Genomic DNA, 25,332 nt, shown 5'->3' with positions numbered 1-25,332 from the left:
GGAGAACCATGCTCGCAGACGATACGGGCGCCGTCCTCGGCGTAACCCGAAGTGCAGGAAACCGCCGCTGGATCTGGCGCGATCCCAGGCTGGCGGAAGCAGACAACCGACTGGCTCTCGCTCTCGCCCAGCAGGCTAATATTCCTGAACTTCTGGCCCGTATCCTCTCGGCACGAGGCGTCTCATCACACGACGCCTCTTCGTTTCTCAACCCCCGTCTGCGCGATGCCATGCCCGATCCTTCCTGCCTGCAGGATATGGATCGGGCCGCAGAACGTCTCGCACAGGCTGTCCGCAACCACGAGCATATCGGCCTGTTCGGCGACTACGACGTGGACGGCGCCTGCGGCACTGCCCTCGTCTGCGACACGCTTCGTGAACTTGGCTGTACCGTCAGCACCCATATCCCCGACCGTCTAACCGAAGGCTATGGCCCCAACACCATCGCCCTCGAAAAACTGCTCTCGGAAGGTGCCACCCTTCTCGTCTGCATCGACTGCGGCACCGCAGCAATCGACATCCTCAACGGCCTAACAGACCGTGCCGATATCATTGTCCTCGATCATCACAAACCCGACGGAGCCGCCCTGCCGAAGGGCATCGTGGTCAACCCAAACCGGCTGGACTGTGTATCGGGCCTGAACAACATCTGCGCCACCGCCGTCGCCTTTCTCACCATGGTCGCCACGATCCGCCTCCTGCGCCGCACCAATTGGTTCGACGGCGGGCAAGCCATCCCCGACCTGCTCCAGCGCCTCGACCTCACGGCTCTCGCCACCATCTGCGATGTCATGCCCCTGACCGGCCTGAACCGCGCGCTGGTCATGCAGGGCCTGCGCGTCATGTCTCGCGGGGAGCGCCTTGGACTGGCCACGTTGTCTTCCGTCGCAGGCGTAAAGGAAGAAGCCAGCGCCATGGCCTGCGGCTTTGCCCTCGGCCCCCGTATCAATGCCGGCGGCCGCATCGCACAGGCCGATCTTGGCCTGAAACTTCTACTCTCCGAAGACGTCGTCGAAGCCCGCGCCCTCGCGGAACAACTCGATCGCGTCAACCGCCAGCGCCAGACCGTCGAATCCACAATCCTCGACTCCGCCATGGAACAGGCCCAGCAGCAGCTCGATGCAGGCCACGCCGTCATCTTCCTGCATGGCGAAAACTGGCATCCGGGCGTCGTCGGCATTGTCGCTGGCCGCCTGAAAGAGCGCTACAACCGTCCTGCTCTCGTCGCGGCGCTCGCGGACGGCATCATCAAAGGCTCGGCCCGCTCCGTCCCTGGAATCGATCTTGGAAGCGCCATCATCGCCGCCCGCCAAAATAATTTGCTGCTCAGCGGCGGCGGACACGCCATGGCCGCCGGTTTCTCCCTCACGGCTGATCGTGCTGACGAGTTCCACAGCTGGCTCGACACACAGCTCTCCAGCGCCCTCACCCTTCCGAAGCAGGACGCCCTGAAGCTCGACGGCATCATGACGCTGGCTGGCGCCTCCATCGCAATCGCGGAGCAGCTCGCCCGACTGGAACCCTTTGGCCCTGGCAATGAGGAACCGCTCCTCGCCATCAGCAATGTCCGTTGTGTCAAAAGCGAGCGTATCGGCAAGGACGGCAACACCCTGCGCGTCATCCTGCAAGGCGAAGACGGAGGCACACGCCTGCGCGGCCTCATCTTCCGTGCAGCGGACAAACCCTTTGCCGCCCTGCTGGAAGACCGCTCCATGCCTCTGGTGCATGTCGCAGGCACATTGCGGGCCGAGACATGGCAGGAGAGAAAAAATCTATCTTTTTTCATTTCTGACGCTACCCCCGCTTGACGGACGCAGCAGCCCCCCCTATACACCCGCTCACGCCTCCAGTCCCGTTCGTCTAGAGGCCTAGGACACCGCCCTTTCACGGCGGCAACACGGGTTCGAATCCCGTACGGGACGCCAGCACCTATAAGTGCTTGATTTTACTAGGCTTTTTTCTTGCCTTCCCGCTCCTGTGTCACACGTCTGTGTCACCTAACGGGAAGCCAGTTTGTCTACTCCTTATATGCAGCGCCGCCGCTCTGGCTGGTATTTGAGAGTCAGGGTTCCAAGCGACCTGCGCCCTGTTTTCGGCCCTCATCTGGTCCGCTCTCTCCGAACGTCTGATAGAAGAATGGCCCGCACGATTGTGACGGGCTTGGTCTCACGATTGGACGACTGTTGGATGGACGCGAGAAAAAGGGTCGAGGAACACCTTGCCCGATACCGGAATCAGGAAATCACAAAGGACGAGTTGAAGGCCGTTATCGTCCGGGACGTTGAGACCCTGCCCCCGGAGGCAGTGGAAGCCGTCATGGCGGACTTGAACGCGGCGCTTGTGGAATCCATGCGCGAGGTCAACGCCATGTTGTCCCGGCACTCGGCCAGTGTCAGCGTTCTCGCAGATATGCGCCAGTTTGCTCATGACGCCGAGATGCGCGGCATGGAGCGGGCAATGCGGGTCTTCCAGCAGGCCACAGCGCCGACCATCCCCCAGGTGCCCGCACCAGCCCCAGAGCCAGCCCCGACTCACTCAACGACACCTTGGCCTGACCTGATTGACGATTTCTTAAAGGACCGCCCGGGCCTGTCGAACAGTTCTATCACGGAGTATCGTCGGACCTTTGCCCACATGCGGGCGGTCATGGGTGATAAAGCTGTTGGGTCTATCGTCATGGCCGACCTCAAGGCTTTCGCGGATTTCTTACGTGATAAGCCCAATCCCAAAAATGGCGGCCGACTCAACCGAAAGACGATTGTCCGCCATCTTGGGGAGGCCAAGCGCTTCCTCAAGTGGTGTATCTCGAATGGCCTCTTGGCGGACCATGACTTTGATAGAATCCAGGCTAGGGAGAAGACAGCCGAAGAGAAGATGACCCGGCGCGAGGATGTGCGGAGGCCCTTTACGGAAGAAGAACTTCAACGCCTCTTCGATAGTCCTCTCTTCACTGGATACAAGAGCCACACCCAGTGGAATAAGCCTGGCCGGTGCCATGAGAGGACATCTGACTTCTGGTTCATCACCATTGCGGCGCTGACCGGAGCGAGACCAGCGGAACTGGCGGAGGCTCCCGCCAAACTGCATGACCTCGGTGGAATCCTCTGCCTAGATTTACGAGAGGCAGGCCGGAAGACACACAACTCACCGCGCCTTGTTCCAATCATTCCATGCCTACGGCGTGTGGGCTTTCTGGAATATGCCGCAGCCCAGGAGCGAGCGGGGCGACTTCTGCTAGATGACGGAAAGAGGACGGCCCGGAATCCAGAACCCCGAAACGCTGGCGCATGGTCCAAGAGGATAGGCCGGTATTTCGATGCCATCGGCTTCGGTGATAACCCTGAGCTTGTTCTGTATTCCCTACGCCATGCTTTCCGTCAGATGCTCCGGGCGTCAGGCATCAATGAGGAAATCGTGAATAAAGTCTTCGGTCACGAGACCGGCAAGGCGGGGGAATGGTATGGCCGGACGTTGGCGGTCGGGGAGGCTCGGCAGGTAGTCGAGCACGTCAGGTTCCCGGTCCACCTCGACCATCTTCTGATGCCTGCCCAACGGTGAACACACATGGACAAATTGTAATGCAGAGCTCGTCCGTGACAGTTGAAATCGGAGATTCAGCGATGTCACAATTCAAAGAATTTACCCGCTGCCCTGGTAGTCCCGGCAAGGACGATGACCAAAGCAAGCGGGTATTGACGACGATGGAAGCATTATAGCCAAGCCACCCGAGGCCATCAATTCTTTCTCGTTGTCAGTTCTGATGACGAGGATTTTTTTGTGGCAACGCGGCGGACCGACAGACCTATACAGCTCCTCACGGCTATCAGCCGGGGATGTGGCCTGACGTCTGATGATTTCGATAGCTATGCCGCCAGCAGAGAAGCCATCATCGAGCAGACCGAGACGATAGCCGCCACTCTGGAAGAGGTGGGCATCCAGGCACGGGACCAGGGCCGGGACATCACGCTGGTGGGAGAGCTGACGGGAGAGTGTGAAAGAATCACGGGATTCCGCCGCCTGCATCTTCTGCCGGAGTTTGCCCAGAGGCACAGGCACCGCATGATTCGGCGTCTGTCCTTCTTCTTGGAGCACTGCACCAGAGGTCGCACTTGCCGGTATGCCGTGGCGACATCCGGCCAGCGTGTTCCCTGGCATGGAGACCTGAAGGGCCGCCGAGCTGAGTTCCTAAACCGTATCAACCGTTGGAGCTCAGAAGCCAGACGGAAATACGGCATCGAAGTTCTGTATCGCGGCGACAATGATACTTTCTGCCGAGCAGAAGGGACAACGACAGACGGCGTGAATCTCCACGCCGACCTTGTTTACCGCCCAACGCGCCGCCTGAGTCCTGATGACTGGGACCGGTTCCTCAAGTGGAGCCGGGACCGTCTCGGTGGCGTTCATTGGCGTGATTGCGGAGCTCTACGGAACGCGTCGGCAGTTGTCCGTTACGTCCTTAAGTTGAGTTGGGGACGTGAAGGGCTGACGGCTGATGACAAGGCGGACGGCCTGGTGGGCATTGATGAGCTGACGCCTGACGAACTCGCCTGGTATTATCACGCCACCCTGGGCGTCACCCGCGTCAAACCTCTCCGAGCATTCCAGACATTCTGCAAATCGCTGAGCGACAACCGCGAGGAAATCCGTTGGGTGCCAGGCCCAGGCGGCAAACGTGAGCTCAGGAGGGTGCAGCGCCCACGCCTGGAACCCCGCCCACCAGCCGCCGCCAGGGACGGCCAGCCCATCCTCTTGGAAAACATCGTCCTTGGCAGGACCGCAGCACATCCCAGGTTTTCCAGCGTGTGTGAGCCATGCTCTATCGTGCTGGGATTCACGGAAACCCCGACAACCGAACTTGGTCACTCCGGATTCAATATGATTGTGACCCGGCGCGACCAGGCTGCCAGGTGGGCCGAGCGGAACACCCAGCGTCTCCAGGAGGCCGCCCGCCTTACGGTTCACTGTGTGACATCAGATAGTCCAAGTGAGATTCCATCATGTCTGCCATCACCTGAGAGTGAAGACCTGAATCACCTGCCGTCAGTCCCATCCCTGCCATCTGACACGCCTGCCCAAGCCATTCAGCATGAAGGCCAGGCTCCTGAGGTCTACAAGCCGACCATGCAAGACTTCGAGCAGCTCTCCGCCTTCTATCGTGAAGTGAATCCACGTCTGAATGATGCTCAGGTCAGGGCGTCAGTGATGGCATGTGGTCCCTTCTGGGAAGGCCCGATTGGCCCAGTGGTCGAGAAGATGCGGGCCAAGTTCAATAGGAACCGGAAGACCGACCCGGCCACCACGACCGCAGCACGTCCGCGCCGTATGCGTTTAGCAGACCCCGTGAACGACAATGCTTTCATGGCCTTCTATTCAGCGGCCTAACATCACACGATACAAAACGGCTTAGCTAAGGAGAAGGAGTAGAGCATTATAGGGTTAAAGTTCCCCTTCCTTTTGCATGATACCGCAACGCCTCAAGCAAGCGGGGTGTCATTTTATCAATATCATCTAGGTATCCAACCATGGCATGGAGGGATAAGACAGTGCTGGAATCATAAACTTTGGGGTGGATATTTCTTACCTGCTCCCAGCTAAGAGTATAAGAAATTAATTCTTTTGCGAGGTCAGGCGGCAGCAGCCCGAACTCGTCAAAACGGTCCTGAATAATCCTATATGTTGGCGTCCCATCCTCGTTTTGCGGCAAGACCCCCACCTTCTTCCCAGATACAATGTCATTAATGACGGCTCTGGTGCGTTTGCTTAATTCACCTGGACCAACACCATTACCGGCATTGATTACTGCAATGAACAAGCGACAGAGGTCTTGGCTTCTGAGATTACGCTTTCGGTTTTCCGTTCGGGCAGCTCCATACAACGCGGTCCACGCACCAATAGCTGCTCCACCCAATCCTGATAATGCCGAGATAATGCTCGGTGCCATATCGGTCATTCTACCACCTATCACTTCTACTGAAATCTTTAATGGCCGGAAGACCACTACCGTATCAAAACTTCGCAGATGTTAGAGCGCTCAAATCCTCTCAATTTTCTGGGTGCATAAACCATTTCTTTTATGCACCCGCCCGACTCTATAATGATTCCAAGGGGTTTTGTGGTGTCAAAACCCTGGTGTCAAAAGTCGGCGGGAGGATTGTTGCTATGAGATACGGATATGCCAGGGTATCGACGACAGAGCAGGATGTCAGCAGCCAGACTGTCAAGCTCACGGAGGCGGGGGTACTCCCGGAGCACATCTTTTCTGATGTCGGCATCTCTGGTTCGAAGAAATCCCGCCCCGGCCTCGACAACCTTCTTTCCGTCCTCATGCCAGGTGATGAGGTGGTTGTGTTCCGGATGGATAGGTTGGGCAGGTCGCTCAAGAACATGATTGAGTTGGCCGACGACCTTCACGGGCAGGGCGTGACCATCGTGTCGGTTGGAGAGGGAATTCGCACAGACCAAGCTCTCGGGCGCATGATGATGCAACTATTCTCGCTGCTGGCGGAATGGGAGCGGACATACATCATTGAGCGCATTAATGCTGGAATCGCCAAAGCCAAGAAGTTCGGCACCAAATCCGGCAGAGCCATCGGAAGACCCAAGCGCACGGGTCAGGCGGTATCACTGGCTCTCAAATTGATTGAAGATGGCCACTCTCACAGGAGCGCGGCGCAGATTGCCAGGGTATCGAAATCCTCTGTCGTGAGAGCTCTACAGCGTGAGCAAGCGGCAGCATGACATTCAGGATGGAAATCCCTGACCAGCCGGATGACTGCCACATCCAAGAGTACAGGAATCCGCTAGGCCAGTTCGACAGACGCACATACGACCTGCCCGGTCATGACGACCTGCGCCACACCCTGCTCCGGGATTTCCTCGACGGCGTGACGCTGGAGGTCATCGCAGACCAAGCCAGCCAGGTCATCGGAAGGAAGTGCCGGGCTTACATCAGCTACGGTTTTCTGTGTGTAGTCGCGGAGTATACAGAATGACCGCTCCTGCCCACGCTTACCACATATCCCCAGGGGCTCCTCTGGCTCGACCCTGGAGCCGCCTTCCGCCCGGTGGATATGCTTCGGCTGCGCCTACGGTCAGCCAGGCGGCTGACTGGAAATCGGGGACAATATTAAATTTGATTCCTCTTCACGGTCTAGCGCAAACAGGACTTGCTCGGCGATAGAAGCGGACCATTTGTGTAGAGATAGCAGCGGCTCAGGCACTGCCGTGTCGAGCCCGATATGGTCGCCATCGGGGAGAAGCGTACTGTGACCGGGCAGGAGCATGCGCGGGCTGTACAGAAGAAAAATTTGGACGATGATGGCCGGTGAAGCGGATGAGTCAGGCGCATCGGGGAGCTTGGCCCGGCTGGGACTCAATAGAAGACCCAGCTCGCTAAGTCCCCAGATTTCGACAGGCAGCGGTACAACACACGAGATTTCTCCAGTGAGTTCTCTAAAATATCCGTGTACCTCGGGTGTCTGCTCGGCGGGCAGCATTGCCAGGTGGAATTTTTGGCAGTCAGCAGAAAATTTTAGTTCTCTGAGTTCGTGATTCATGATGTCCCCCTCCCATCGGGGCCAGGGAATCATCTCACAGCGTTATGCAATCCAGCCCACCCGCTCCCCTGTCCGCCTTGGTCTATCGACCAGGGCGGCAGGCTCGCCAGGGGACGCCAGGCATCGGCTACGCCTCACCAGTCGCCAGCGGCCTCACATTCCCAACATCGCGAGGTCATCCAACCCCATCGCCGCCGCTTGCTCCCACGATGCAGTCACCACAGCAGCGGGCTCCGGCTCCATCGTGTCCTTCGGCCCGCCACTCCTACCGCCCGCACCCTGGACAGCGGCGGCTATGGCTACCCGTCGCCTCAGCAGGGCAAGGCCAGCATCCGCGTTGACGCGCAGAAGTGTCCCCTCTTGGCTGACGACTGGCATCAGGGCAGCGTGGAGCTCTTTATCGGGTTCCAACTCCGCCAGTCCTGAGGCCATCCTCATGACGCCCGGCATGTCATCCAGGCGACGGGATGCCTGGACAACATCCGGACGGACATCGAAGTCCCGGATTTTCCGGTCCTGCCGAAGCCGCGCCCGCTCCATCTTGGCAGCCTCCCTCTGGATGAAATCTATCGTCCCTGCCCCTTGCCATTCTTTCAGCGCCGCCGCTGCCTCCTCTATGGCCGCCGCTCTCCTCTTTGACGTCCGGGTCCAGGAGAACCATCCCTTGGGCATCGCTTCCGACAGGGACCGGGCATCTTTCAGGTCAGCAAGTGCGCTCCCGTAGCGTGAGCTGGAGCGCATCACGGCCTGGCCTTGTGTCGAACCGATGGGGCCTGGCCGCCAGGAGCCGCCGGTCCGCTTCGCCCTGGGTCTCGAAATCCTGAATCAACCTCTCCATCAGCACCCGCCACAGCTCAACGGTCACCGCTGCGAATGGGAGCAGATGCTCAAAGATGCCGCTGACATGGGCTCCTGGTGACGGTTCTTTCATGACGACATGCTCCCGGAAACTACGCGGTTTTCTGCCAGTTTCTCACGCTCGTATGCAAGCCAAGACAACAGAATGGAGGGCCACATTAGACGGGAGACGGCGGCATGAGGGAAATCATCCAGGGGCGCAGGCTGGGGAGCAGTGAGCGGGTTGAGTTCGAGTACGATGAGAACTCAACCAACATCGTGAGGAAATCGGGCTCCTCATGTGAGAGCAATCTCTCAGCTCACGCAGAGCGCATATATCCTGACGTACCTGTCATTATCGCACCGGCCCGGAAGCGCGTAGGCGGGGTGTCGGACGGGAAGGAGATAGTCCTCTTCACTGACAGCTTGAGACGGCATCAACAGACGAATCTCTTTCATGAACTTTGGCATCACGCAGAGAAGCGGGCCATCTCTGCGGGCGACTTGGAGACTGTATATAAAGAAGTCGCCGGAGGTGATGACTGGGATTGCGATTATCTCAATGAACCCCGAGAGCGCGCGGCGCGGGCATTCGAGCACTATGCCGCAGCCAGGGCCAGCGGCCTTCAGCTCACGCCAGCCCGCCGAGGCACGGCGCAGGCAGTCTTTGAGCGTCTGTACGAGGGCACCGAACACGCTGCCATGATGAAGCGCCGCCGCCAGAAGCGTAGGGCCGCCGCCTTGTCTATAGCCGTCGCCGCTTTTCCAGGTGTTGGCTTGGCCGGGTTTGTAGCATTCATGCTCGTTGTGCTGCCTCACCTCGTCACGCACTGAAATCCATCTGGTTTGCATGCCTCGGTCTTAGTGTCTTCGACATAGCCAGCCGTGTTGTTTGTGGCCCTGCGGACCACAACAACAAGCAGGCCAAGGGGAGCAAGCTCCCCTGTGGAACCCCTCTCATGGAGGCCGACATGCAGACCGACAGACTCCACTCTTTCCGCATCCGCGCCAGCCGGGCCGACCTGGCCGCATGGGAGCGGGCGGCCCATGCAGCCGGGACCAACCGCACGTCATGGCTTCGGTCTCTGGCAGCCGAGGCCGCAACGACCGGGCAGACACCTGGTGTCCTGGCAGCCGACTTGGCCAGATTGCGGCGTGAGCTCGCAGCCATCGGCAACAACGTGAATCAGATTGCCCACACTCTGAACGCAGGCGGCCAGGCCGACCCCTCGGCTGCATTGGAGCAGGTCGGGGCGGCGATGCTCGGCGTGTCCGACTTCCTTAATGATGCCCGCGCCCCTCGCCGGAAAGGGGGTGGTCGCAGGAGGTCGGCAAGGTGATTCTGAAAACCAGCCGTATCAAGACCGCATCCGGCCCTCATGCCCTGACCCGGCACTTGTTCCACGGCAAAGGGAATGAGGAAATCGTGTGCGTTCAGGGCAGTAAGGCCGCCCTAGCTATGATGATGCAAGACGCCCAGGCAGCAGGTCGAACATACGGAATCCGTCACCTTGTCATTAGTCCCGAAAAGGCTACAGGCCGCACGCAGGCTCTTGATGTCCTTCATCTGCATGGTGCTGAGTTCGGTTATGACCCGGAAGAAGCCACGCTCATAGAACACCGGAAGCACCGGCAAGACGGCCAGGGCTTTGAGGTTCATTGGCATGCGGCAATTCCCGAGATGAAGCCGGATGGCGGCGTCCTGGACAGCAAGTTCATGTTCAAGAGAAGTGAGATGATTGCCAGACTGGCCGAGGTTCGGCTCGGCCACCACCTCACATCTGGTCGTCACAACACATGGGCGGCAGCGGCATTGGAGCAGAGAGGTTTTCACGATGCGGCGCTGGCCGTCCGCCTGGGTCCAGCCGCCCTCTCATTCGGACCAGCTGCCCAGGCCACGCCGAGGGAATCATATAGCTCAGAGACCCACCAGATATTGAAGCGGAGCGACATCTCCACCCCGGCAATCAAAGCGGCCATATCGGCAGCGTGGGCGACACGCGAGGAAATCGGTCTCTCTTTCAGAGATGTGCTTCATCATTGCGGCATCGACCTGGTGCCTGGAAAGCGTCCAGGGGCCTGGGTCGCGTCAGTTGAGGGTGTAGAGGTCACGGCTCTGCATCGGCTCCTGAAAATCCCAGCGCAGGAGGTATCGGCAGAAATGACACAGGCACGGAAATCACCAGCGTGGACCAGAGCCCAGGGCGGATATGAGGCTCTCAGCCCTCAGAACCAGAAGCGGGCCGAAGGGGCGTTTCGGGCCTTCGAGGTCATTTACCAGAAGCGCCACGGGACCGAATACCCATATGGGCTTTCTGAGTACGTTTCGTGGGTACAGGAGCAGGAAGCGCAGCGTCAGCAGGCCACCCCCGAGGTCGCCACAGCAAACCCGACACCCCGCAGGCCCAGGACCCCGGAGACACCAACGGCGCAGGCTCCATCACGTCCGAAATCGCTACCTCTCCCGGACGACAAGGACGCCTTGCGCAGGGTCATTGGTGAATCACCGTGGTCAGACGCAAACCGGGACCCCTCGCGCATATCTGACGAGTACCGCAGGCGCGTGCAGACAGTCCGTGAGAAAGCGGAAAAGCGGCTGGAAACCGCCGAAAAATCCATCGAAAGGACAGCCCCGAAGGATGAGGTCGCGGAAGATAAAGCTATCGAGAAACTGGCTGATATCGCTGCCGGTATTGCTCTCAAGCTGGTCAACACCCTTCTGAGGGTTTTCGGAATCCCTGAGATACCGCATCCGAATTTCGGTGGTCCTCGGGTTGTCGGTCAGCTCCCCGGCAACCCCAAAGAACATGAAGCAGCCCATCAGGAAGCGGAGAAATTGCGAGAATATATCAGCAACCTTCCGGACGACGAGGCCATCACACTCAAAGGCCAGCAGGTCGCCCAAGCCAGGCAAGCAGAACATGATGACTGGCTGGACAGCACGGCCCCCGCACGTCTCAAGCTCTCTGGCATCGAAGCCAAAGAGAAAGCCGAGCTTGAGGAACAGGAACGCCGCGCCCGTGTCGAAGAGGCCCGGCAGGCGCAGGCCCTGGCAGCTCGTGAGCGTGTGGAGGTTGATGCCCCGGAACTCGGCCCAGAGGTCCTTCTGGATGAGGAAATCGAGCGCCTGCGGTTCTGATTTATTGCAACAAAGTGTGGCAGGAAGGGTCATCATTCATCATGAGTGATGGCCCTCTTTTCATGAATCATCATCACAGGTCATGGGTGCCATCATGAATTGATGAAGGCTTCATAAATAGCGGTTTTCTGCCAGTTATTGCGCCCTCTCTCATTCCGTGATTCGATGTCTCCAGGTCAACAGAAGGAGATTGAGATGACTGACGTGGTGATTTGGGTGGGGCGTGCTGGGGCCGGGGCGGCTGGCGTAGAGGACCTGGACGATGGGCCAATGGTCGACGCGCTCGAACTGTGCGTCGGGATGTCTGACAGGGTGATAGTCGAGAGGATGGGCGGGATGCTGGATATGCCATCTGAATGTCTGAGTGTGCACCGGGAAGCGGGGTTGCTGGCCTTAGGGGTCGGACTGCGGGCCATTTGACCATCCTGGCAACCGTGTGGCACACGTTTGTGGCACAGGAGCGGTAGGCACTAGATATAGTGATTGAATACCTAGCGGAATCAACATCTTGTAGCGGTGCTGTCAAAAACTCCCGTACGGGACACCATTTTTTTGGAAATGATATTAGCATTTTATCGGGCGTCAAAGCTAAAAAATAGCGATTTTGGACCAGTTCCGGACCAATGACGCTTCCGTCTCATGGCCCGTATAAAGTCCGCCGAGAATGCCAAAGATCCTGCAACAGGACGCCCCCTGCCTGATGGCGTGAGTTGCCGAGGACCCAGGCAATACAGGGCCCGCAAGCTGGTCAGCGGCCAGCGGATCACCAGAACATTTGACACCGCCCGTCTTGCTCGAGCGTGGCTCGAGGAAACCTCGGTCAAAGTGCGCGAAGGGCGTCATATCGACGTCCGGGCCTTGGACGGCCTCGTGCTCCGAACCCTGATTGAGCGCTACCGTGACGAATGCATGGCTCACCGCAACGCTGACCGGACAGGCCATATCCCGGCACTGCTTAGTGATCCCATCGCAGACCTGAATCTCTCTCGCCTGACAGTTCCAGCAGTTCGAGGCTTTCGCGACCGTCAGGGCAAGATCTGGCCGCTGCGACAGTCGTCAAACGGCTCAATCTCCTGGCCTCCATCCTCAATCATGCCATGAGTGAATGGGATGTCCCGCTCTCGCTGAACCCGGCTTCGGGACGCATGATCAAGCGGCCGACAGGCGCCGATCGCAAGCGCAACCGACGACTGCAGGAAGACGCTCCGGAGAGCCCAACGACCCCCACTCCTCCCCACATGACAGAAGCCAGCGAATATGACCGCCTGCTTGCCGCAGTGACGTCCGAAAGCCATGCGGTTCACCTTCATGTTGCCGCCCGAACAGGCAACGCATCAACTCCGTGCACTTGTCCAGAACGCCAACACCGCTGCCCTGCATCAGAATAATCCTGTTCGATCGACCAAGAGACAGGCGTCATATCACGTCTGAGTAAGAGATGGGCAAGCTTGCGCATCCGCCTAAAAGAAACCAGCAACACGCAGATGGGATTTAAGACTGTGCAGGAAGGCGCGGACACTGGCCTGCGTATATTTCCGGTTGGGCAACACGGCATGAAGGTCGATTTTCTCCCCCTGCAGATCAGGGAAAATCCGCATGAGCCTTCCCTGTTCCAGATCATGCTTCACATCGCAAAGGAGCTTGTAGGCAATTCCTTCTCCCGAAAGCGCCCAGTCATGGATGATCTCAGCATTCGTGCTCGAAAGACGGGGTTCGACCGTAATGATCTCCGTCTGCAGATCGTTACCGATGACCCAGCGGTCGAGAAGGGCCATTGTCTTGTTGCGCCTCAGACAGAGACAGTGATGGGTCGCCAAGTCCTGCGGCGTTACCAGCGGGGGATGGCGGGCCAGATACTCAGGCGATGCACATAGGACCCGCACTGTCGAGGCCAGTCTGGTGACAACCGCATCCGGAGAATCAGGAAGGCCCAGACGCAGGACGACATCGAGAGAATCACTGGTGTCATAAAAACCTTCAGAGGCCAGTGCCAGATTGACCAGCAGGTCCGGATGCGTGGCACTGAAAGTGGCCAGAAAAGGTGCGATCAGGCGTCGTCCAAGTTCTACTGGAGCGCCGATCCCGAGCGTTCCCCGGGGAATATTGGTATTGGATGAGATCTCCTCTTCCAGACTGTCAATGAGCGCCAGAATTTCCACCGCGCGCTCATGGTAGATCCGCCCGTTTTCACTCAGCCCGAAATGCCGCGTATTCCGGACAACCAACAGGCTGCCCAGCCGACTTTCCAAACGGGCAAGACGACGGGACACCGTCGCAGGCGATGTCTGGAGATTGCGGGCACAGACGGTCAGACTGCCGGAGGCGACAAGATGGGCGAAGAAGCGCAGGTCCCCTGTTTCGTCATGGCGCATCCTGCCCCCCTAAAAGCGGAATTCGATTCATTCTTGCATCTGACGTAATATTCCCTTTCCGATGATGCGCCTACTGAAAGGTGATCGGCCTGCGTTATAGAACGCCCGGAAACGCCACACAGGGTCGGGAAAACAGCATGGCTTCAGTCTTTCGAGTCACGACATCCGATGACGGAAATCCGAAACAACCAACGCTGAAAGATCAGCTTGTCGGCGCCTGGAATCTCGTTTCCTACCGGGTGGAGGAAAAGGATACGGAAACATTCATCAATGCGATGGGCCCTTCACCACGCGGACGGGTCATTTTTACGCCTGATGGACGGGTGGCGTTCAATCTGGAGGGCAGCCATCGCCATCCAGCTGAAACGGAAGCCGATTATCCGGGCCTTATGAAAACGCTGGTGGCCTATATCGGGCGCTATCGCGTCGAGGGAAACCAGTGGATTACGCAGGTTCAAACAGCCTGGGCACCAGAATGGGTGGGCACGGAACAACGCCGGACCGTTGTGGTCAGCGGCACAACTGCAGACGTTACGACGCCGTGGCGGAAGATGCCGAACTGGGCTCAGGGACGGCTGTCGCGCAGCCTGATCCGCTTCCAGCGCGCGGGTGACCGGACATAAAGGACCCACATCATTTCTTATTCAATATGATTACTGCCACATAGAGATGCGCAGTTTCTTCAGCCTTCTGCCACCCCGTTCTGCTTTATCCGTCGCCAGATCGGCACATCATTGCGCACGCGGCCCATAGTCTCCAGAAAATAGTTACCGCTGTTTTAATCCCCTAAAACTGCGGATACCGTCGATATGGAGGTAGGAATTTGATTCAGGTTTCATAAAAAACCTAAAAACAAGCGATTTTATGGATGGATAGACGACCTTCCACCTCAACTGGAACCGGTTTCTTCCTAGAAAAAGATTATACATTAAAATGGAATATTCTTATGGATATTTCACATGAATATTCATATCATATCGCTTCCGAACAGAAAAGGACGCGGGCATGGTTTTGGCTTCTCCCCGAGGGATCATTGCGTTATTCGCCAGCGCCTATGTGCTCTCGTTCGTGGACCGACAAATTCTTGCTTTGCTGGTTGGCCCTATCAAAACTGCTCTTTTGCTTTCGGATTTTCAGTTTGCCCTGCTTAATGGACTGGCATTCTCGCTTCTGTACTCGATACTCGGCCTGCCTATTGCAGCCCTCAGTGATCGGATAGCCCGTCCCCCCATCATCGTCGCTGGCATCATCATCTGGAGCGTAGCAACGATTTCCTGTGGTTTTGCACAAAATTTCTGGCAACTTTTCATATGCCGTATGGCCGTTGGTGTCGGTGAGGCAGCCCTTGTTCCAGCCGTATATTCCTTTTTGGCTGATATTGTCACGCCTTATAAGCTCGGCCAGACACTCGCACTGTTTTCGCTTGGCTCCTTTATTGGAGCAGGTATCGCTTTCCTGTTCGGCGGAATGCTGATCGGCCTGTTGCATACGACACATGAATGGCACGGCATCATTGCCTGGAAACTCTGTTTTGTGTGTGTCGGATTGCCAGGCCTGCCTCTGGCCCTGCTTATTGCACTGACTGTTCGCGAATCTGGCAGACGTCACGCCAGTTTTCAGAAGGAAGATACATCTTCGGAAACAGCCTGGGGGTTTTTTCGACTTCACTGGAAATTCTTTACCTGTCACTTTCTCGGCTATTCCTCCACAGCCATCATATTGTTTTCCCTCCTGAGCTGGATGCCTGCGCTGTTCTTAAGGTACAGACATTTTTCCCATCAAAGCGTCGGGGAAATTATGGGGCTGACAGCTATTTTCTGCGGATGTGCAGGAGCATATGTCAGCGGGCGGCTTATTGATTTCCTTGGCCGTCACAATCATCCATTTCCAGCAGCCACAATGGGCATTACCGGTGCCCTGTCTGCCCCCGCATTGCTCTGGGGATCTATCGCTTCACCGAATATCCCGTTTGGTATCATGCTCTTTGCGATGTCGTTCTTTTGTGCCGCACTGCCGATGCCGCCGTCAGCCATTGTCTTACAACAGTCGGTTCCAAAAACATTCCGATCCCAGTTTTCGGCAATACTGCTTTTCTGTAATGCGCTAATTGGTCTGTCGGGGGGCTCAATGCTGGTCGGATATCTCGATGACCATGTGGCCGGCGTCGCAATTTCCTTGCCGTTGGTAACATGTGGCGGCGGCCTGCTGGCGGCGTTGCTACTTTATGGCTCGACCCGGTTTGATAAAAAGGTTCTTTTTTAAAAGAAAGAACCGGAAAACTTGCCTGGGTTTATGAGCAAAATGTTTCCTGCAGATGCTTCCACAGCAGTTGTTCTCCCTGCCCGGCGGCACAGAACAGAACGCTGGACCAGCGCTCGGTTCTGGTCTCTCCCTGTGTCTGGATTTCACGATAGAATGCCAGCATCCCCCCCTCGAAAGCATGAAGAACTTTCACGTCCTCGATTTCCATGACCAGGCCCGGACGACTGCCACGAAGCGAGGGCAGGACTTTCGTAAACATTTCGAACGTCACCAGACGCCCGGCCGCCCCCACCATCATGTAGTCCGGCGTCATGCGATCCAGAATATCCTTCGGATCACTGCTGCCCACTCCACAAAACCAGTCCTGAAGCAGACGATGAAGTTCGATGATCTCTGCGGATGCAGCGCTTTCAGTATTTTGCATGAACGTGGTCTTTCGTAAAAACAGATTAGGGGTTCATCAGAACAGAGTGCTTTGGAAATGTCTCGGCCCATCCACTTTTCAGGGGAGAAATAAACACGTTTTCCGTTCGTGTCCGAGCAATTTTCCAGACACCGTCTTCGCGACGGAACAGGTTGTTCAGCCGGCTGGACCGTAGAAGCGAGGATCCATCACTAAAGATCCAAGGTTGGCAATGAATCCACTGTCCGTCTGCATGATCGCCGTGAACATGGATCTGTTCCGACGTCAGATAATGCACGTTCAGCAGAAGTTCGGGGTCACGCTTTTGGCTCCAGAAAGCCTGAAAATGCGACCGGATTGCATTCTTGCCGACGCAGCGGCCGAACTGGTTGTCATAATACTCGCCGACACCTTCCCAGACTGCATCTTCAGTATACAGGTCCATAATCCGGTCCACGCGCTGCCCATCGTCTTTCACATCAGCTTCAGGGCAGGGTGTGTCGCACAGGAACATGTAACGCGCCTGGATCCTGCGGATGTCAGCCTCTGCTTCCAGTGTGACAACACGCTGTTCCAGCATTTCCAGTCGCGTCAGAAGTTCACTCATGACCGGTATCCTGCACGCAAATGGAGGGAATGGGGCGTGCAGGAAAAAGCGTTTCAGCCCATGTGGCATAATCCAGCAGGGATTCATCCTCACCAAATGCGCCCAGAAGCTGAATCCCGACTGGCAGGCCGTTTACACCCGTAAAGCCGGGAAGCGTGACGGTTGGCAAACGCAGAAGCGTCCATATGCGGCTGAAAATCGGGCTACCTGTCCCGTCTTCTTTCTTTGGCGCCTCCCCAGGAGCCGCAGGAGCCAGCAACAGATCATAACGCGTAAAAACATCGGCAATCTGTGCACGCAACCTGTCTGCTTCCGCGAGAGCCTGCCGATACGTCGCATAGTCGATCGCACGTCCCGCTTCGATCAAGCTGACAATCTGGCTGCTGAGCAAGGCGCGTTGCTCGGCATATTCCCAGCCCAGCGCCTGGCAGGCCTCATAGCTCATGATCGTCACATGCAGGTCAGCAGCGGCTTTGAATACAGACAGATCGACGTCTTCAACAGTTGTCTCTCCACCCAGGCAGGCACCTGCCTTTTGCAAAGCCATACGGGTCGAGTCCTCAGCCTGATCCCACCAGGGCGTACGGCAGACTCCTACCCGCTTCGGGACAGCGGATTTCACCGTACTGGCAGTCGGAACCGGCCCTTTTAAAACGCTGTCTGCAAGAACCGCTGTTTTAACATCCGGCGTAATTGTGCCCAGCGTATCAAAAGACGGTGCCAGTCCTTTGATTCCCGCCCCGGCATAACGTCCATAAGACGGTTTGAACCCCACCACGCCGCAATAGGATGCAGGCCGTGTAAGAGAGGCTGCCGTCTGGGACGCCAGTCCGATGTCGATCATACCGGCTCCCACAGCCGCCGCCGAACCACTCGACGACCCCCCTGGCGTGCGTGAAAAATCATAGGGATTGACTGTCGGACCATCCCGGAAAAAAGCAAATTCCGTTGTCACCGTCTTGCCGACACACAGGGCCCCGGCCGCCTTGAGCTGAGTGACACATGCGGCATCATTTGGAGTATGATGCCCTGCGTAGATCGGTGATCCATGCGCTGTTGGGTAATAGGCCGTGTCGATGATATCCTTCACCCCGACACTGAGGCCCGAAAGCGGCCCCTTTGGTGCATTACCGGCGTCATGGCGCAAACGGACCGGATCGTAAGAGCTGAAAGCCTGAATGCTGACTTCGTGACGTTCAATCCGCGCCAGAAGAACGGTGGCAGTATCGGGAGTATTTTCGCTCATCGGGAGCCTCTTTTCCGGATAGGGAAGAATTCAGGCGAGAAGGTCGAACGTGCCTCGATAATAAAGCAGAGGAGGCATCTCGCCATCCTCGTTCATTGTGATGTGCACGGGACGGGCGAGGAAGATTTCATGTGTTCCACCCCGCAGGGTCTCAATGACTTCCACCCCGATCTGCACCAGGGCATCACGAACAAAACACGTACCATCATCGTGGCGGATACAGTGTTCGTCCATGGATTTGGCATGGGACGGCATGGCGAAATGCCGGGCAATGCCTTCCTGCGAATTCGTGAGAATACTGATGCCAAAGCGCTGGCTCTGCTCGATAGCCCGGCATGTCGCGCTTTTGCGGTTCAGGCAGATCAGCAGCGTCAGCGGATCAAGTGAAACGGAACTCAGGGCACTGATCGTTGCCCCCTGCTCTCCCTCATCCGAAGTTGCCGTCACCACAGCGACACCTGTCGCAAAATGTGCCATCGCCTTGCGAAAAACGTCTGAAGTTACGCTCGTCATGCCTTATCTCCTGTCCAGAGCGGTCCACGTTCCTTGCGCATCTTGCGCACAGCGGCATCAAACATCCTGTCTGCCGCCGATGATCCGGAAATCAGGGTGGCGGCGTCTCGCGCGCATCCCCGTTTGATATCGTCGGAAATCAGCACATCCGGACCAGGAATCTGCCCTGCATGGCACTGAATTTCCGCAGCACGCTGCACGATCCACAACAGGAAGAACGTGCGCGCCACATCAGCTTCTCCTACGGCAATGCCATGATTGCGCAGAACGAGAACATGCTTGTCGCCCAGGCTTTCGAGCATCCGGGGGCGCTCTTCGTCATAAAGGGTGATGCCTTCGAAGGCATGATAACCCACCCGCTCAAAGAGCTGCGCGCCGTAAAAATTATCATGGCTGAACCCGGCCTGCTTCATTGCCACGGCACAGACTGCGTTCGTATGGGTATGGATGACACAGTGAATATCATCACGGGCAGTATGAATGGCGCCATGAAGGGCAAAGCCGGCAGGATTGGGTTTGTGTTCCGCCTCGGTGATCAACTGCCCGTCGGCATTAACGACCAGCAGGTTGTCAGGCGTCACCTCGTCGTAATTAAGACCAAACGGGTTGACGAGATAACGTGTTGGCGTGCCCGGAAGGCGGACGGAAATATGATTGAAAATCATCTCCGTCCAGCCGTAATGATTGATCAGATGATAGCACTCGGCCAGCCGTACTCTCAGCTGCATTTCTTCAGTCGTCATGTCCATCGTCATGATCGTATTCCCTGTGCCTGCACGCGTTGTGCGGCCTTGAAGGTTGCCAGTTCAAGAACGGTTGACGTAACGGGCATCGGCACATCATGCGCCTGCCCGATTTTCGCAATTGTCCAGCCGATTGCATCCAGCTCCAGTATGCGCCCCGCACAGTAATCCTGAAGCATCGAGGTACGGTGTGGACCTGCCTTCGCAATGGTGTCCCGGATCTCATCCACGTCATGCAGGTTGGAAAGACCGCAGGCAGTCCCGACTGCGAGGGTTTCTTTAAGGATGTCAGCAATAACAGTCTCTGTTGATACTGCGCCTGCCAGAGTGGAAAGGCTGGCTTCACAGACCACCGAAAGCGGATTGGTCGCCAGATTGGCAGCAATCTTGTTCCAGATATCGCATCGGATCTGCGGACTGGACCGTGCCGTAATCCCCGCCTGCTGCAGGACATGAAGGACATGGCTCAACCTGTCATCAGGCGTGCCGTCCACCATCCCCAGAACCAGCATCGGAGCGCGGGCGGAAGACACCACTCCCGGTGCCGTCTGTTCTGTCATGGCATAAGCCACGGCGCCGACGAGGCAGGAGCGAGAAAACAGGTCTGACAGGCGTCCATCTGGATCCAGCACAGGTGCCGCTGCCTCAAACGCTCCGTTTGGGTCGGTGGCCATCCACCACGGCAGACCATTCACGACCGGAATGACAAGCGTCTGACGGCCAACAGCATGCCTGACGGTTTCAGCCAGTTGAGGTAACTGGTGAGACTTTCCAGCCAGCAGGATCACATCCTGATGACAGTCCGGCGCTCGCGTATCCGCTATGGGATGGCAGATACTGCGGTCCTGTCCATCATCCAGAACCAGCCCGTTTTCGTGCAATGCCTGAAGCGTTGCACCCCGCGCCACGACCGAAAGGGAGGCCTCTGTCCGCGCCAGCATCGCGGCCAGGGTTCCCCCCAGCGCTCCAACACCTGCGACGCAGATTTTCAGCCCTGCCATTACAGATCCACAACCAGCAACGGCGACTTTGCGCGCGAACAGCACAGTGCGATCTGGTCAGTCCGTTCATCTTCAGTCAGATACTCGTCCCGGTGGTCAGGGTCGCCTTCGAGAAGGTCAACAACACAGGTCCCGCAGATCCCCTGCTCGCAGCTGACCGTGACCTTCACGCCTGCCCGTGCCAAAGCGGTGGTAATGGGTTCGTCTGCACCAACCTGCACCCGGACGCCGGCTTTTGCAGCCAGAACCTCGAATGTTTCTCCTCCACTGATCGAAAGTGCGGAAAAAGCTTCCAGGTGGATCTGCGCTTCCGTCAGGCCAAGAGCAAGGGCTGCCTCCTGCACCCCATCCATCAATGCAACCGGACCACAGGTATAGACATGTCCACGTCCAATGCCCTGCAGCACAGAAGACAGATCAGGCCGGGACGTGGACGGATTACTCCGGTCATGTATCTGCACACGGTCAGCAAAAGACGAAGCCTGCAGGAAAGCTGCAAAGGCAGGATCGCGCGCGACATAGTGCAGGGTGAACGGCACATTTCGGTCACCAAGCTCATGCGCCATGGCGATCAGAGGCGTTACTCCAATCCCGCCGCCAATCAGGACATCAGGCCCTTCGGACGGCACCAGTGGAAACAGATTGCGGGGTGCACCGATTTTGAACACGGCACCCGGCCTGACTGTTTCGTGCACGGTGCGTGAACCGCCCCGGGAATTTTCTTCCAGGAGCACGGCCAGACAGTACCGTGTCTTATCTGCCGGATCGCCGCACAGGGAGTACTGGCGAACAAGGTCATCTCCCAAAATCAGGTCGATATGCGCACCTGCCTCCCAGGCCGGCAGTTCGCCCGTTACGGGAAACAGATCGAAAGACAGGACTTTCCCGATCAGTTCACATGATCCGACACGGACTTCGATCGTCTGTGTGCTCATCGCATGTACAATCCGCTGTTGATGTCGATTGTGGAGCCCGTGATAGCCCCTGACAGGGGATGCGCCAGTTCCGCGACCATGCGCGCCACGGAAAGCGGGTTGCCGAGCTGCCCTGTAGGCAGTCCGGCTATCAGCCCCGGCATTTTCTCGGCACCGATTGTCTCCGCCACGGATGGAAGATCCAGCGGCCCCGGAGCAATCGCATTCACCGTGATGCCAAAGGGGGCGAGGTCGCGTGCGAAAACTTTCGTCAGTGTATGGATCGCGCCTTTCGAGGCTGCATAATGCGCACCCGTTGCCGTGCCGCCGTTTTCACCGGCCAGTGACCCTATATTGACGATCCGCCCCGGAGCGTTCTGCGTCCGCAGCCTGCGCGCAAATCGCTGACATCCCAGAAACGTGCCGCGCACATTGACTGCCATGACCGCATCGAACGTATTGATATCGATCTCGAGAACCTTCTGCGCCTTCATGACTGCGGCATTGTTCACCACGAGCCAGGGCAGGCCGAAATGCCGTTCCACCGCATCCAGGCCGGCCTCAACCGAAGCTTCGGACGCAACATCCATTTTCAGGGCAAAAGCCTGATCGCCCCAGTCCGCGACAGAAGCCTTCGCGGAATCAAGATCCAGATCAGCCGTAACAACCCTGTATCCCTCGGACAGAAGATGCCCGGCGATACAGGCTCCCAGACCCCGCGCAGCCCCTGTGACCAGTGCAACCCGGCTCAAAGGATATAACTCACAGCGGTCAGCGCCTCGGTTGAGATCAGCAGACGCACGACCTTGAGCGCGATTTTCAGCCCGTCCTCAGTCATTTCCAGACGATAGTTCAGGTTGGCGGCATAGTCATGAACGCGGCCCTGTCGAAGTTCCTGAAGCATCTGGGCGCAGCGCAGGGTGCAATGCGTGTCACTGCTCTCCAGCATCCGGTAACGCGACAGAAGCCGGACTGTCCGTGCCGGGGGCGCTGCAGAAATAGAACGACCGCTCAACAGCCGTACGACGCGCTTTTCACGCATCTCGGCATCGTCATAAGCGTAATTCAGAACCTTCTCGAAATCTTCCACATCGGGGTCAATCGGAACGACATAGCGCCCTTCTGGCGTATAGAGTTTCAGCCAGTCGTGAAAATCGCCATGGTCGAGCATGTCAGCTTCGAGCGTGATAAGTGAAATGGCATCCTGTAGCGTAATGCTCATGCCCCTGCCTCCTCCGACATCGCAATCAGCCATTGTCTGTAGGCTGCCCGCATCCCTGTTTCGGCACTGACGTCGCTGAACAGATTTCCATCCTCACGCCGTGCTTCATGGCCAAGACCACGATTCAGCAGGATGGAAATATCCTTGCCCGCCAGTGATCCGCGCTGCACCCGGTCCCACGCTTCTGCATCATCGGGAGTTCCGAAGCCCATCGGACCCTGAAAATGTTCGTGAAGCCGCAGACGCGCTTCATTGGCAATATCAGGACCGCCATCCATACCAATGGCGATATGGCGGATTTCGGTCTCGGTTACACTCAAAGGCCGCAGGACCCGGAAAAAGGCCATGGAACAGGCAAGGTTCGGGAAAAGATTGAGATTGAAACCCGATCCACCTACGGCACGTACGATCTTGCGGACCTGCTCGTCAGGATAGTCCTTGGCCAGTTCCGCGGCCAATTCAGCAAAGCGCTCCGGAATAGGGGCATCAAGCCCTTCATCCAGATCAACCAGCTCCGGAATCATGACCATGACCGAGTGCCCATGCCCCAGGTCTTCAACAAAACCTGCACCTTCAACAAAATCGAACGTATTCTGTGTTTCCGCATCGACGGAATCCAGAAAGGACTTGTGGACGATCGGAAAGTGATAGGCGTCCGTTGTGTTTTCGAGCTGGATCTTCCAGTTGCCCGGGAAGGTGAACTTGTGTTCACCCATCGTCTTGACCGGCCAGCCGGCCCCCTGCTTCATGAAGAGATCAATCCAGGGCTTCGCACGGCCCAGCCACTCATCGAGGGACATGATATCCTTGTCGAAGCTGGCAAAGATCAGCCCGTTATACTCCTCGACCTTCAGGGAGATGAGCGGCAGTTTGGACTTGTCCAACTGCCCCGTATAGCCCTCCTGATGAGGAACCCCCCGAAGAGCACCATCCAGACCATATGCCCAGCCATGATAGGGGCAGACGAAACTGGCCGTCTTGCCATGCTTGAGCTCACATACCGTCGCGGCACGATGCCGGCAGCGGTTGAGCATGACATGCACCACACCCTTGCGATCACGCGACACTATCACCGGGTGAGACCCGACGAATGTCGTGATGAAGTCACCGGGTGCCGGCAGATCACTGCGATGCGCAACCCAGATCCAGTTGTGCATGAAGATGCGATCCATCTCCATGTCATACAGATCCGGATTGCTGTAGATCGAACCATCGGCACGGTCGTCGTCCAGAAGGCTCTTGGGATCGGGCAGGCCCTGCATGTGAAATATTTCCCTTGTTATAGTCTGCAATGATGTTTCGCGGAAATTCAGGAACAAGCGGAATTCATGGATAACCAGGTCGGTTTCCCCGCCCCAGAATGACACGTCCCGCGGCTTCGTAATTGCCTTTCGCCATGAACGCATGCTGTGCAACGACACTGCAGTCCTGCATGCAACGTCCCAGAATATGCTCACTCTGCACAGCAGCGATGCCACCAAGCTCGAAGCACATGCGTGCGACCTGCGCGGCCACCTGGGCAGCATGCGTGGCCGCCAGACGAATACGGTTGGCAAGCGTTTCGGGTACGGTCTGTCCCTCCAGAAGCAGGCCCCAGGCTTCTTCTGTTACACCGTAGAAAAAAGCCCGCGCCGCCGAGAGCAGCGCTTCAGCTTCGCCAACAACAGCCTGGACATGAGGACGATCCGCCATGGTAGGCGCACCAGTAATGGAACGGCGTCCCGCTGCCATCGCCGTTACTTCATCCAACGCCCGACGTGCACAGCCCAGCCCCACGACCGTTAGCACCTGTGCCGCCAGTCCCAGAGACGGATACTGATAGACCGGTTTGTCCAGCATCGGCTTGCCGCCACGAATGAACGTCCATTCCTCGGCTACCGGGACATTTTCAACGACGACATCATGACTACCCGTACCGGCAAGGCCAATTGTGTCCCAGGTTTCCTCGATCCGGACGGAAGAGGCAGGCATGACAGCGGTACGCGGCAACCCGCCACTCTCGCCAGCTACGGCAATACCAACCCCGATCAGTGACGCTCCGGGGCTGCCGCTGGCATAAGGCCAACGACCGTTGACGATGAAATCATTGCCGACGCGCTCCGCAGCCTGGGGAGGGAAAATGGCACCGGCAAAAACAACATCGGGGCCATCCGCGTAAATCTTTTCCAGCGTCGATATGGGCAATGCAGCCAGATAGGTTGCTGAAACTCCAAAACTTGCGACCCAGCCTGCAGAGGCATCGGCGTGGGCAATCGTTTCGATCAGGCTGAGAAATGCCATCGGAGAAGCCTCAAGCCCTCCGAAGCAGTGTGCCACAAGTGCACGATAAACACCCGCCTTGCGAAACCCTTCAACGATATCCTGCGGAATACGGCGGGCTTTGCGGAATTCCAGCGCACGCTCCCGGATCGTTTCCAGCAGTGGCGTGAGTGCGGGATCTTTCAGGAGTTCACCTGACTGCCCATCGGAAACATGCTTCAACATCAGATGTCCTTGTTCAGGAGCAGCTTTAGCTCC

At 57.4% G+C, this 25,332-nt stretch carries 28 protein-coding genes, 1 tRNA gene and 1 pseudogene; 15 read left to right on the top strand and 15 right to left on the bottom strand.

Annotated elements, in window-relative coordinates; genetic code table 11:
- Nucleotides 1-8 precede the first annotated feature (8 nt).
- The 5 genes and pseudogenes from recJ (at nucleotide 9) to IGS75_RS09025 (ending at nucleotide 5,382) form a co-directional block, all read left to right on the top strand.
- Nucleotides 9-1,808: a single-stranded-DNA-specific exonuclease RecJ gene (gene recJ / locus IGS75_RS09040; RefSeq protein WP_202256633.1), complete on the top strand. Its 1,800-nt coding sequence runs from the start codon at nucleotides 9-11 to the stop codon at nucleotides 1,806-1,808.
- A gap of 41 nt (nucleotides 1,809-1,849) precedes the next feature.
- A tRNA-Glu gene (locus IGS75_RS09035) sits at nucleotides 1,850-1,925 on the top strand.
- A 103-nt stretch (nucleotides 1,926-2,028) separates the two neighbouring features.
- Nucleotides 2,029-2,187: pseudogene (locus IGS75_RS15855) on the top strand (DUF6538 domain-containing protein); the annotation flags it as partial.
- Complete coding sequence (locus tag IGS75_RS09030) at nucleotides 2,188-3,558, top strand: site-specific integrase (protein ID WP_202256632.1); 1,371 nt, start codon at nucleotides 2,188-2,190, stop codon at nucleotides 3,556-3,558. It abuts the pseudogene before it with no gap.
- Between the two features lie 219 nt (nucleotides 3,559-3,777).
- The gene (locus IGS75_RS09025) at nucleotides 3,778-5,382 is read left to right on the top strand and encodes a hypothetical protein (RefSeq protein ID WP_202256631.1); all 1,605 of its coding nucleotides are present in this window, start codon (nucleotides 3,778-3,780) and stop codon (nucleotides 5,380-5,382) included.
- Nucleotides 5,383-5,428: 46 nt separating this feature from the next.
- Here IGS75_RS09025 and IGS75_RS09020 read toward each other — a convergent pair whose 3' ends face one another.
- Nucleotides 5,429-5,950, bottom strand: a complete 522-nt coding sequence (locus IGS75_RS09020) for a hypothetical protein (protein WP_202256630.1) — start codon at nucleotides 5,948-5,950, stop codon at nucleotides 5,429-5,431.
- Between the two features lie 209 nt (nucleotides 5,951-6,159).
- On the opposite strand from IGS75_RS09020, the gene IGS75_RS09015 reads away from it, so the two are divergent.
- Both IGS75_RS09015 and IGS75_RS09010 read left to right on the top strand, forming a co-directional pair.
- The gene (locus IGS75_RS09015; protein ID WP_202256629.1) at nucleotides 6,160-6,738 is read left to right on the top strand and encodes a recombinase family protein; all 579 of its coding nucleotides are present in this window, start codon (nucleotides 6,160-6,162) and stop codon (nucleotides 6,736-6,738) included.
- Nucleotides 6,735-6,992, top strand: coding sequence for a hypothetical protein (locus IGS75_RS09010; RefSeq protein ID WP_202256628.1), 258 nt, complete (start codon nucleotides 6,735-6,737; stop codon nucleotides 6,990-6,992). Before IGS75_RS09015 ends, IGS75_RS09010 begins: the two co-directional genes overlap by 4 nt.
- A 99-nt stretch (nucleotides 6,993-7,091) precedes the next feature.
- On the opposite strand, the gene IGS75_RS09005 is transcribed toward IGS75_RS09010, so the two are convergent.
- Complete coding sequence (locus tag IGS75_RS09005; RefSeq protein ID WP_202256627.1) at nucleotides 7,092-7,556, bottom strand: hypothetical protein; 465 nt, start codon at nucleotides 7,554-7,556, stop codon at nucleotides 7,092-7,094.
- A 153-nt stretch (nucleotides 7,557-7,709) separates the two neighbouring features.
- Nucleotides 7,710-8,297, bottom strand: a complete 588-nt coding sequence (locus IGS75_RS09000; RefSeq protein ID WP_237469072.1) for a BTAD domain-containing putative transcriptional regulator — start codon at nucleotides 8,295-8,297, stop codon at nucleotides 7,710-7,712.
- A 294-nt stretch (nucleotides 8,298-8,591) separates the two neighbouring features.
- Here IGS75_RS09000 and IGS75_RS08995 point away from each other — a divergent pair, with 294 nt between their 5' ends.
- The 6 genes from IGS75_RS08995 to IGS75_RS15530 all read left to right on the top strand — a co-directional run bounded on the left by IGS75_RS08995 (nucleotide 8,592) and on the right by IGS75_RS15530 (nucleotide 12,920).
- Nucleotides 8,592-9,227 (top strand): hypothetical protein, encoded by a 636-nt coding sequence (locus IGS75_RS08995; RefSeq protein WP_202256625.1) that lies wholly within the window; start codon nucleotides 8,592-8,594, stop codon nucleotides 9,225-9,227.
- Nucleotides 9,228-9,364: 137 nt separating this feature from the next.
- Nucleotides 9,365-9,733 (top strand): plasmid mobilization relaxosome protein MobC, encoded by a 369-nt coding sequence (gene mobC, locus IGS75_RS08990; protein WP_202256624.1) that lies wholly within the window; start codon nucleotides 9,365-9,367, stop codon nucleotides 9,731-9,733.
- Nucleotides 9,730-11,532: a hypothetical protein gene (locus IGS75_RS08985; protein WP_202256623.1), complete on the top strand. Its 1,803-nt coding sequence runs from the start codon at nucleotides 9,730-9,732 to the stop codon at nucleotides 11,530-11,532. Before mobC ends, IGS75_RS08985 begins: the two co-directional genes overlap by 4 nt.
- 195 nt (nucleotides 11,533-11,727) lie before the next feature.
- Nucleotides 11,728-11,952, top strand: a complete 225-nt coding sequence (locus tag IGS75_RS08980) for a hypothetical protein (protein WP_202256622.1) — start codon at nucleotides 11,728-11,730, stop codon at nucleotides 11,950-11,952.
- 219 nt (nucleotides 11,953-12,171) lie between these two features.
- Nucleotides 12,172-12,633 (top strand): hypothetical protein, encoded by a 462-nt coding sequence (locus IGS75_RS08975; protein WP_237468744.1) that lies wholly within the window; start codon nucleotides 12,172-12,174, stop codon nucleotides 12,631-12,633.
- A complete protein-coding gene (locus tag IGS75_RS15530) occupies nucleotides 12,630-12,920 on the top strand; it encodes a hypothetical protein (RefSeq protein WP_228123674.1) in 291 nt (96 codons plus the stop codon). Before IGS75_RS08975 ends, IGS75_RS15530 begins: the two co-directional genes overlap by 4 nt.
- Nucleotides 12,921-12,992: 72 nt before the next feature.
- On the opposite strand, the gene IGS75_RS08970 is transcribed toward IGS75_RS15530, so the two are convergent.
- Nucleotides 12,993-13,904: a LysR family transcriptional regulator gene (locus IGS75_RS08970; RefSeq protein ID WP_086649078.1), complete on the bottom strand. Its 912-nt coding sequence runs from the start codon at nucleotides 13,902-13,904 to the stop codon at nucleotides 12,993-12,995.
- 137 nt (nucleotides 13,905-14,041) lie between these two features.
- On the opposite strand from IGS75_RS08970, the gene IGS75_RS08965 reads away from it, so the two are divergent.
- Both IGS75_RS08965 and IGS75_RS08960 read left to right on the top strand, forming a co-directional pair.
- Nucleotides 14,042-14,527, top strand: coding sequence for a lipocalin-like domain-containing protein (locus IGS75_RS08965; protein ID WP_202256621.1), 486 nt, complete (start codon nucleotides 14,042-14,044; stop codon nucleotides 14,525-14,527).
- A 382-nt stretch (nucleotides 14,528-14,909) separates the two neighbouring features.
- Complete coding sequence (locus IGS75_RS08960; RefSeq protein WP_141353928.1) at nucleotides 14,910-16,166, top strand: MFS transporter; 1,257 nt, start codon at nucleotides 14,910-14,912, stop codon at nucleotides 16,164-16,166.
- A 28-nt stretch (nucleotides 16,167-16,194) separates the two neighbouring features.
- Here the strand turns inward: IGS75_RS08960 and IGS75_RS08955 are convergent, their stop codons facing one another.
- The 11 genes from IGS75_RS08955 to IGS75_RS08905 form a co-directional block, all read right to left on the bottom strand.
- Nucleotides 16,195-16,590 carry a hypothetical protein gene (locus tag IGS75_RS08955; protein ID WP_141353926.1) on the bottom strand — a complete coding sequence of 132 codons (396 nt, stop codon included), beginning with the start codon at nucleotides 16,588-16,590 and terminating at the stop codon, nucleotides 16,195-16,197.
- Nucleotides 16,591-16,615: 25 nt separating this feature from the next.
- Nucleotides 16,616-17,176: a nuclear transport factor 2 family protein gene (locus IGS75_RS08950; RefSeq protein ID WP_141353924.1), complete on the bottom strand. Its 561-nt coding sequence runs from the start codon at nucleotides 17,174-17,176 to the stop codon at nucleotides 16,616-16,618.
- Nucleotides 17,169-18,422, bottom strand: coding sequence for an amidase (locus IGS75_RS08945; protein WP_202256620.1), 1,254 nt, complete (start codon nucleotides 18,420-18,422; stop codon nucleotides 17,169-17,171). Before IGS75_RS08945 ends, IGS75_RS08950 begins: the two co-directional genes overlap by 8 nt.
- Nucleotides 18,423-18,452: 30 nt before the next feature.
- On the bottom strand, nucleotides 18,453-18,935 hold the full coding sequence (locus IGS75_RS08940) for a flavin reductase family protein (RefSeq protein ID WP_062108808.1): 483 nt from the start codon (nucleotides 18,933-18,935) through the stop codon (nucleotides 18,453-18,455).
- On the bottom strand, nucleotides 18,932-19,678 hold the full coding sequence (locus tag IGS75_RS08935; protein ID WP_233142530.1) for a class II aldolase/adducin family protein: 747 nt from the start codon (nucleotides 19,676-19,678) through the stop codon (nucleotides 18,932-18,934). Before IGS75_RS08935 ends, IGS75_RS08940 begins: the two co-directional genes overlap by 4 nt.
- Before the next feature lie 8 nt (nucleotides 19,679-19,686).
- Entirely contained in the window at nucleotides 19,687-20,679 is a 993-nt protein-coding gene (locus IGS75_RS08930; protein ID WP_141353920.1) for a ketopantoate reductase family protein, read from the bottom strand.
- Nucleotides 20,679-21,614, bottom strand: a complete 936-nt coding sequence (locus IGS75_RS08925) for a PDR/VanB family oxidoreductase (RefSeq protein ID WP_202256619.1) — start codon at nucleotides 21,612-21,614, stop codon at nucleotides 20,679-20,681. Before IGS75_RS08925 ends, IGS75_RS08930 begins: the two co-directional genes overlap by 1 nt.
- Nucleotides 21,611-22,345: an SDR family NAD(P)-dependent oxidoreductase gene (locus tag IGS75_RS08920; protein WP_202256618.1), complete on the bottom strand. Its 735-nt coding sequence runs from the start codon at nucleotides 22,343-22,345 to the stop codon at nucleotides 21,611-21,613. The genes IGS75_RS08925 and IGS75_RS08920 overlap by 4 nt, the downstream gene beginning before the upstream one ends.
- The gene (locus tag IGS75_RS08915) at nucleotides 22,342-22,815 is read right to left on the bottom strand and encodes an aromatic-ring-hydroxylating dioxygenase subunit beta (protein WP_062108797.1); all 474 of its coding nucleotides are present in this window, start codon (nucleotides 22,813-22,815) and stop codon (nucleotides 22,342-22,344) included. Before IGS75_RS08915 ends, IGS75_RS08920 begins: the two co-directional genes overlap by 4 nt.
- On the bottom strand, nucleotides 22,812-24,077 hold the full coding sequence (locus IGS75_RS08910; RefSeq protein WP_141353914.1) for an aromatic ring-hydroxylating oxygenase subunit alpha: 1,266 nt from the start codon (nucleotides 24,075-24,077) through the stop codon (nucleotides 22,812-22,814). The genes IGS75_RS08915 and IGS75_RS08910 overlap by 4 nt, the downstream gene beginning before the upstream one ends.
- A gap of 64 nt (nucleotides 24,078-24,141) precedes the next feature.
- Nucleotides 24,142-25,299: an acyl-CoA dehydrogenase family protein gene (locus IGS75_RS08905; protein WP_141353912.1), complete on the bottom strand. Its 1,158-nt coding sequence runs from the start codon at nucleotides 25,297-25,299 to the stop codon at nucleotides 24,142-24,144.
- Between the last annotated feature and the right edge of the window lie 33 nt (nucleotides 25,300-25,332).

The organism is Gluconobacter sphaericus (assembly GCF_016757795.1).
In the GTDB taxonomy this organism is placed as follows: Bacteria; Pseudomonadota; Alphaproteobacteria; order Acetobacterales; family Acetobacteraceae; genus Gluconobacter; species Gluconobacter sphaericus.
Note: the sequence above shows the minus strand (reverse complement) of the source record. Positions and strands in the feature narration are given on the sequence as shown.

Bases quoted from the DNA above. Each gene is read 5' to 3' on its own strand.
- IGS75_RS15530 (WP_228123674.1), top strand. From the start codon at position 12,630: ATGAGTGAATGGGATGTCCCGCTCTCGCTGAACCCGGCTTCGGGACGC.
- IGS75_RS09020 (WP_202256630.1), bottom strand. From the start codon at position 5,950: ATGACCGATATGGCACCGAGCATTATCTCGGCATTATCAGGATTGGGT.
- IGS75_RS08945 (WP_202256620.1), bottom strand. From the start codon at position 18,422: ATGAGCGAAAATACTCCCGATACTGCCACCGTTCTTCTGGCGCGGATT.
- recJ (WP_202256633.1), top strand. From the start codon at position 9: ATGCTCGCAGACGATACGGGCGCCGTCCTCGGCGTAACCCGAAGTGCA.
- IGS75_RS08975 (WP_237468744.1), top strand. From the start codon at position 12,172: ATGGCCCGTATAAAGTCCGCCGAGAATGCCAAAGATCCTGCAACAGGA.
- IGS75_RS08950 (WP_141353924.1), bottom strand. From the start codon at position 17,176: ATGAGTGAACTTCTGACGCGACTGGAAATGCTGGAACAGCGTGTTGTC.
- IGS75_RS08905 (WP_141353912.1), bottom strand. From the start codon at position 25,299: ATGTTGAAGCATGTTTCCGATGGGCAGTCAGGTGAACTCCTGAAAGAT.
- IGS75_RS09000 (WP_237469072.1), bottom strand. From the start codon at position 8,297: ATGCGCTCCAGCTCACGCTACGGGAGCGCACTTGCTGACCTGAAAGAT.
- IGS75_RS09005 (WP_202256627.1), bottom strand. From the start codon at position 7,556: ATGAATCACGAACTCAGAGAACTAAAATTTTCTGCTGACTGCCAAAAA.
- IGS75_RS09015 (WP_202256629.1), top strand. From the start codon at position 6,160: ATGAGATACGGATATGCCAGGGTATCGACGACAGAGCAGGATGTCAGC.
- IGS75_RS08915 (WP_062108797.1), bottom strand. From the start codon at position 22,815: ATGAGCATTACGCTACAGGATGCCATTTCACTTATCACGCTCGAAGCT.
- IGS75_RS08960 (WP_141353928.1), top strand. From the start codon at position 14,910: ATGGTTTTGGCTTCTCCCCGAGGGATCATTGCGTTATTCGCCAGCGCC.
- IGS75_RS09010 (WP_202256628.1), top strand. From the start codon at position 6,735: ATGACATTCAGGATGGAAATCCCTGACCAGCCGGATGACTGCCACATC.
- IGS75_RS08940 (WP_062108808.1), bottom strand. From the start codon at position 18,935: ATGACGAGCGTAACTTCAGACGTTTTTCGCAAGGCGATGGCACATTTT.
- IGS75_RS08995 (WP_202256625.1), top strand. From the start codon at position 8,592: ATGAGGGAAATCATCCAGGGGCGCAGGCTGGGGAGCAGTGAGCGGGTT.
- IGS75_RS08910 (WP_141353914.1), bottom strand. From the start codon at position 24,077: ATGCAGGGCCTGCCCGATCCCAAGAGCCTTCTGGACGACGACCGTGCC.
- IGS75_RS08930 (WP_141353920.1), bottom strand. From the start codon at position 20,679: ATGGCAGGGCTGAAAATCTGCGTCGCAGGTGTTGGAGCGCTGGGGGGA.
- mobC (WP_202256624.1), top strand. From the start codon at position 9,365: ATGCAGACCGACAGACTCCACTCTTTCCGCATCCGCGCCAGCCGGGCC.
- IGS75_RS08955 (WP_141353926.1), bottom strand. From the start codon at position 16,590: ATGCAAAATACTGAAAGCGCTGCATCCGCAGAGATCATCGAACTTCAT.
- IGS75_RS08965 (WP_202256621.1), top strand. From the start codon at position 14,042: ATGGCTTCAGTCTTTCGAGTCACGACATCCGATGACGGAAATCCGAAA.
- IGS75_RS08925 (WP_202256619.1), bottom strand. From the start codon at position 21,614: ATGAGCACACAGACGATCGAAGTCCGTGTCGGATCATGTGAACTGATC.
- IGS75_RS08980 (WP_202256622.1), top strand. From the start codon at position 11,728: ATGACTGACGTGGTGATTTGGGTGGGGCGTGCTGGGGCCGGGGCGGCT.
- IGS75_RS08935 (WP_233142530.1), bottom strand. From the start codon at position 19,678: ATGACGACTGAAGAAATGCAGCTGAGAGTACGGCTGGCCGAGTGCTAT.
- IGS75_RS09030 (WP_202256632.1), top strand. From the start codon at position 2,188: ATGGACGCGAGAAAAAGGGTCGAGGAACACCTTGCCCGATACCGGAAT.
- IGS75_RS08970 (WP_086649078.1), bottom strand. From the start codon at position 13,904: ATGCGCCATGACGAAACAGGGGACCTGCGCTTCTTCGCCCATCTTGTC.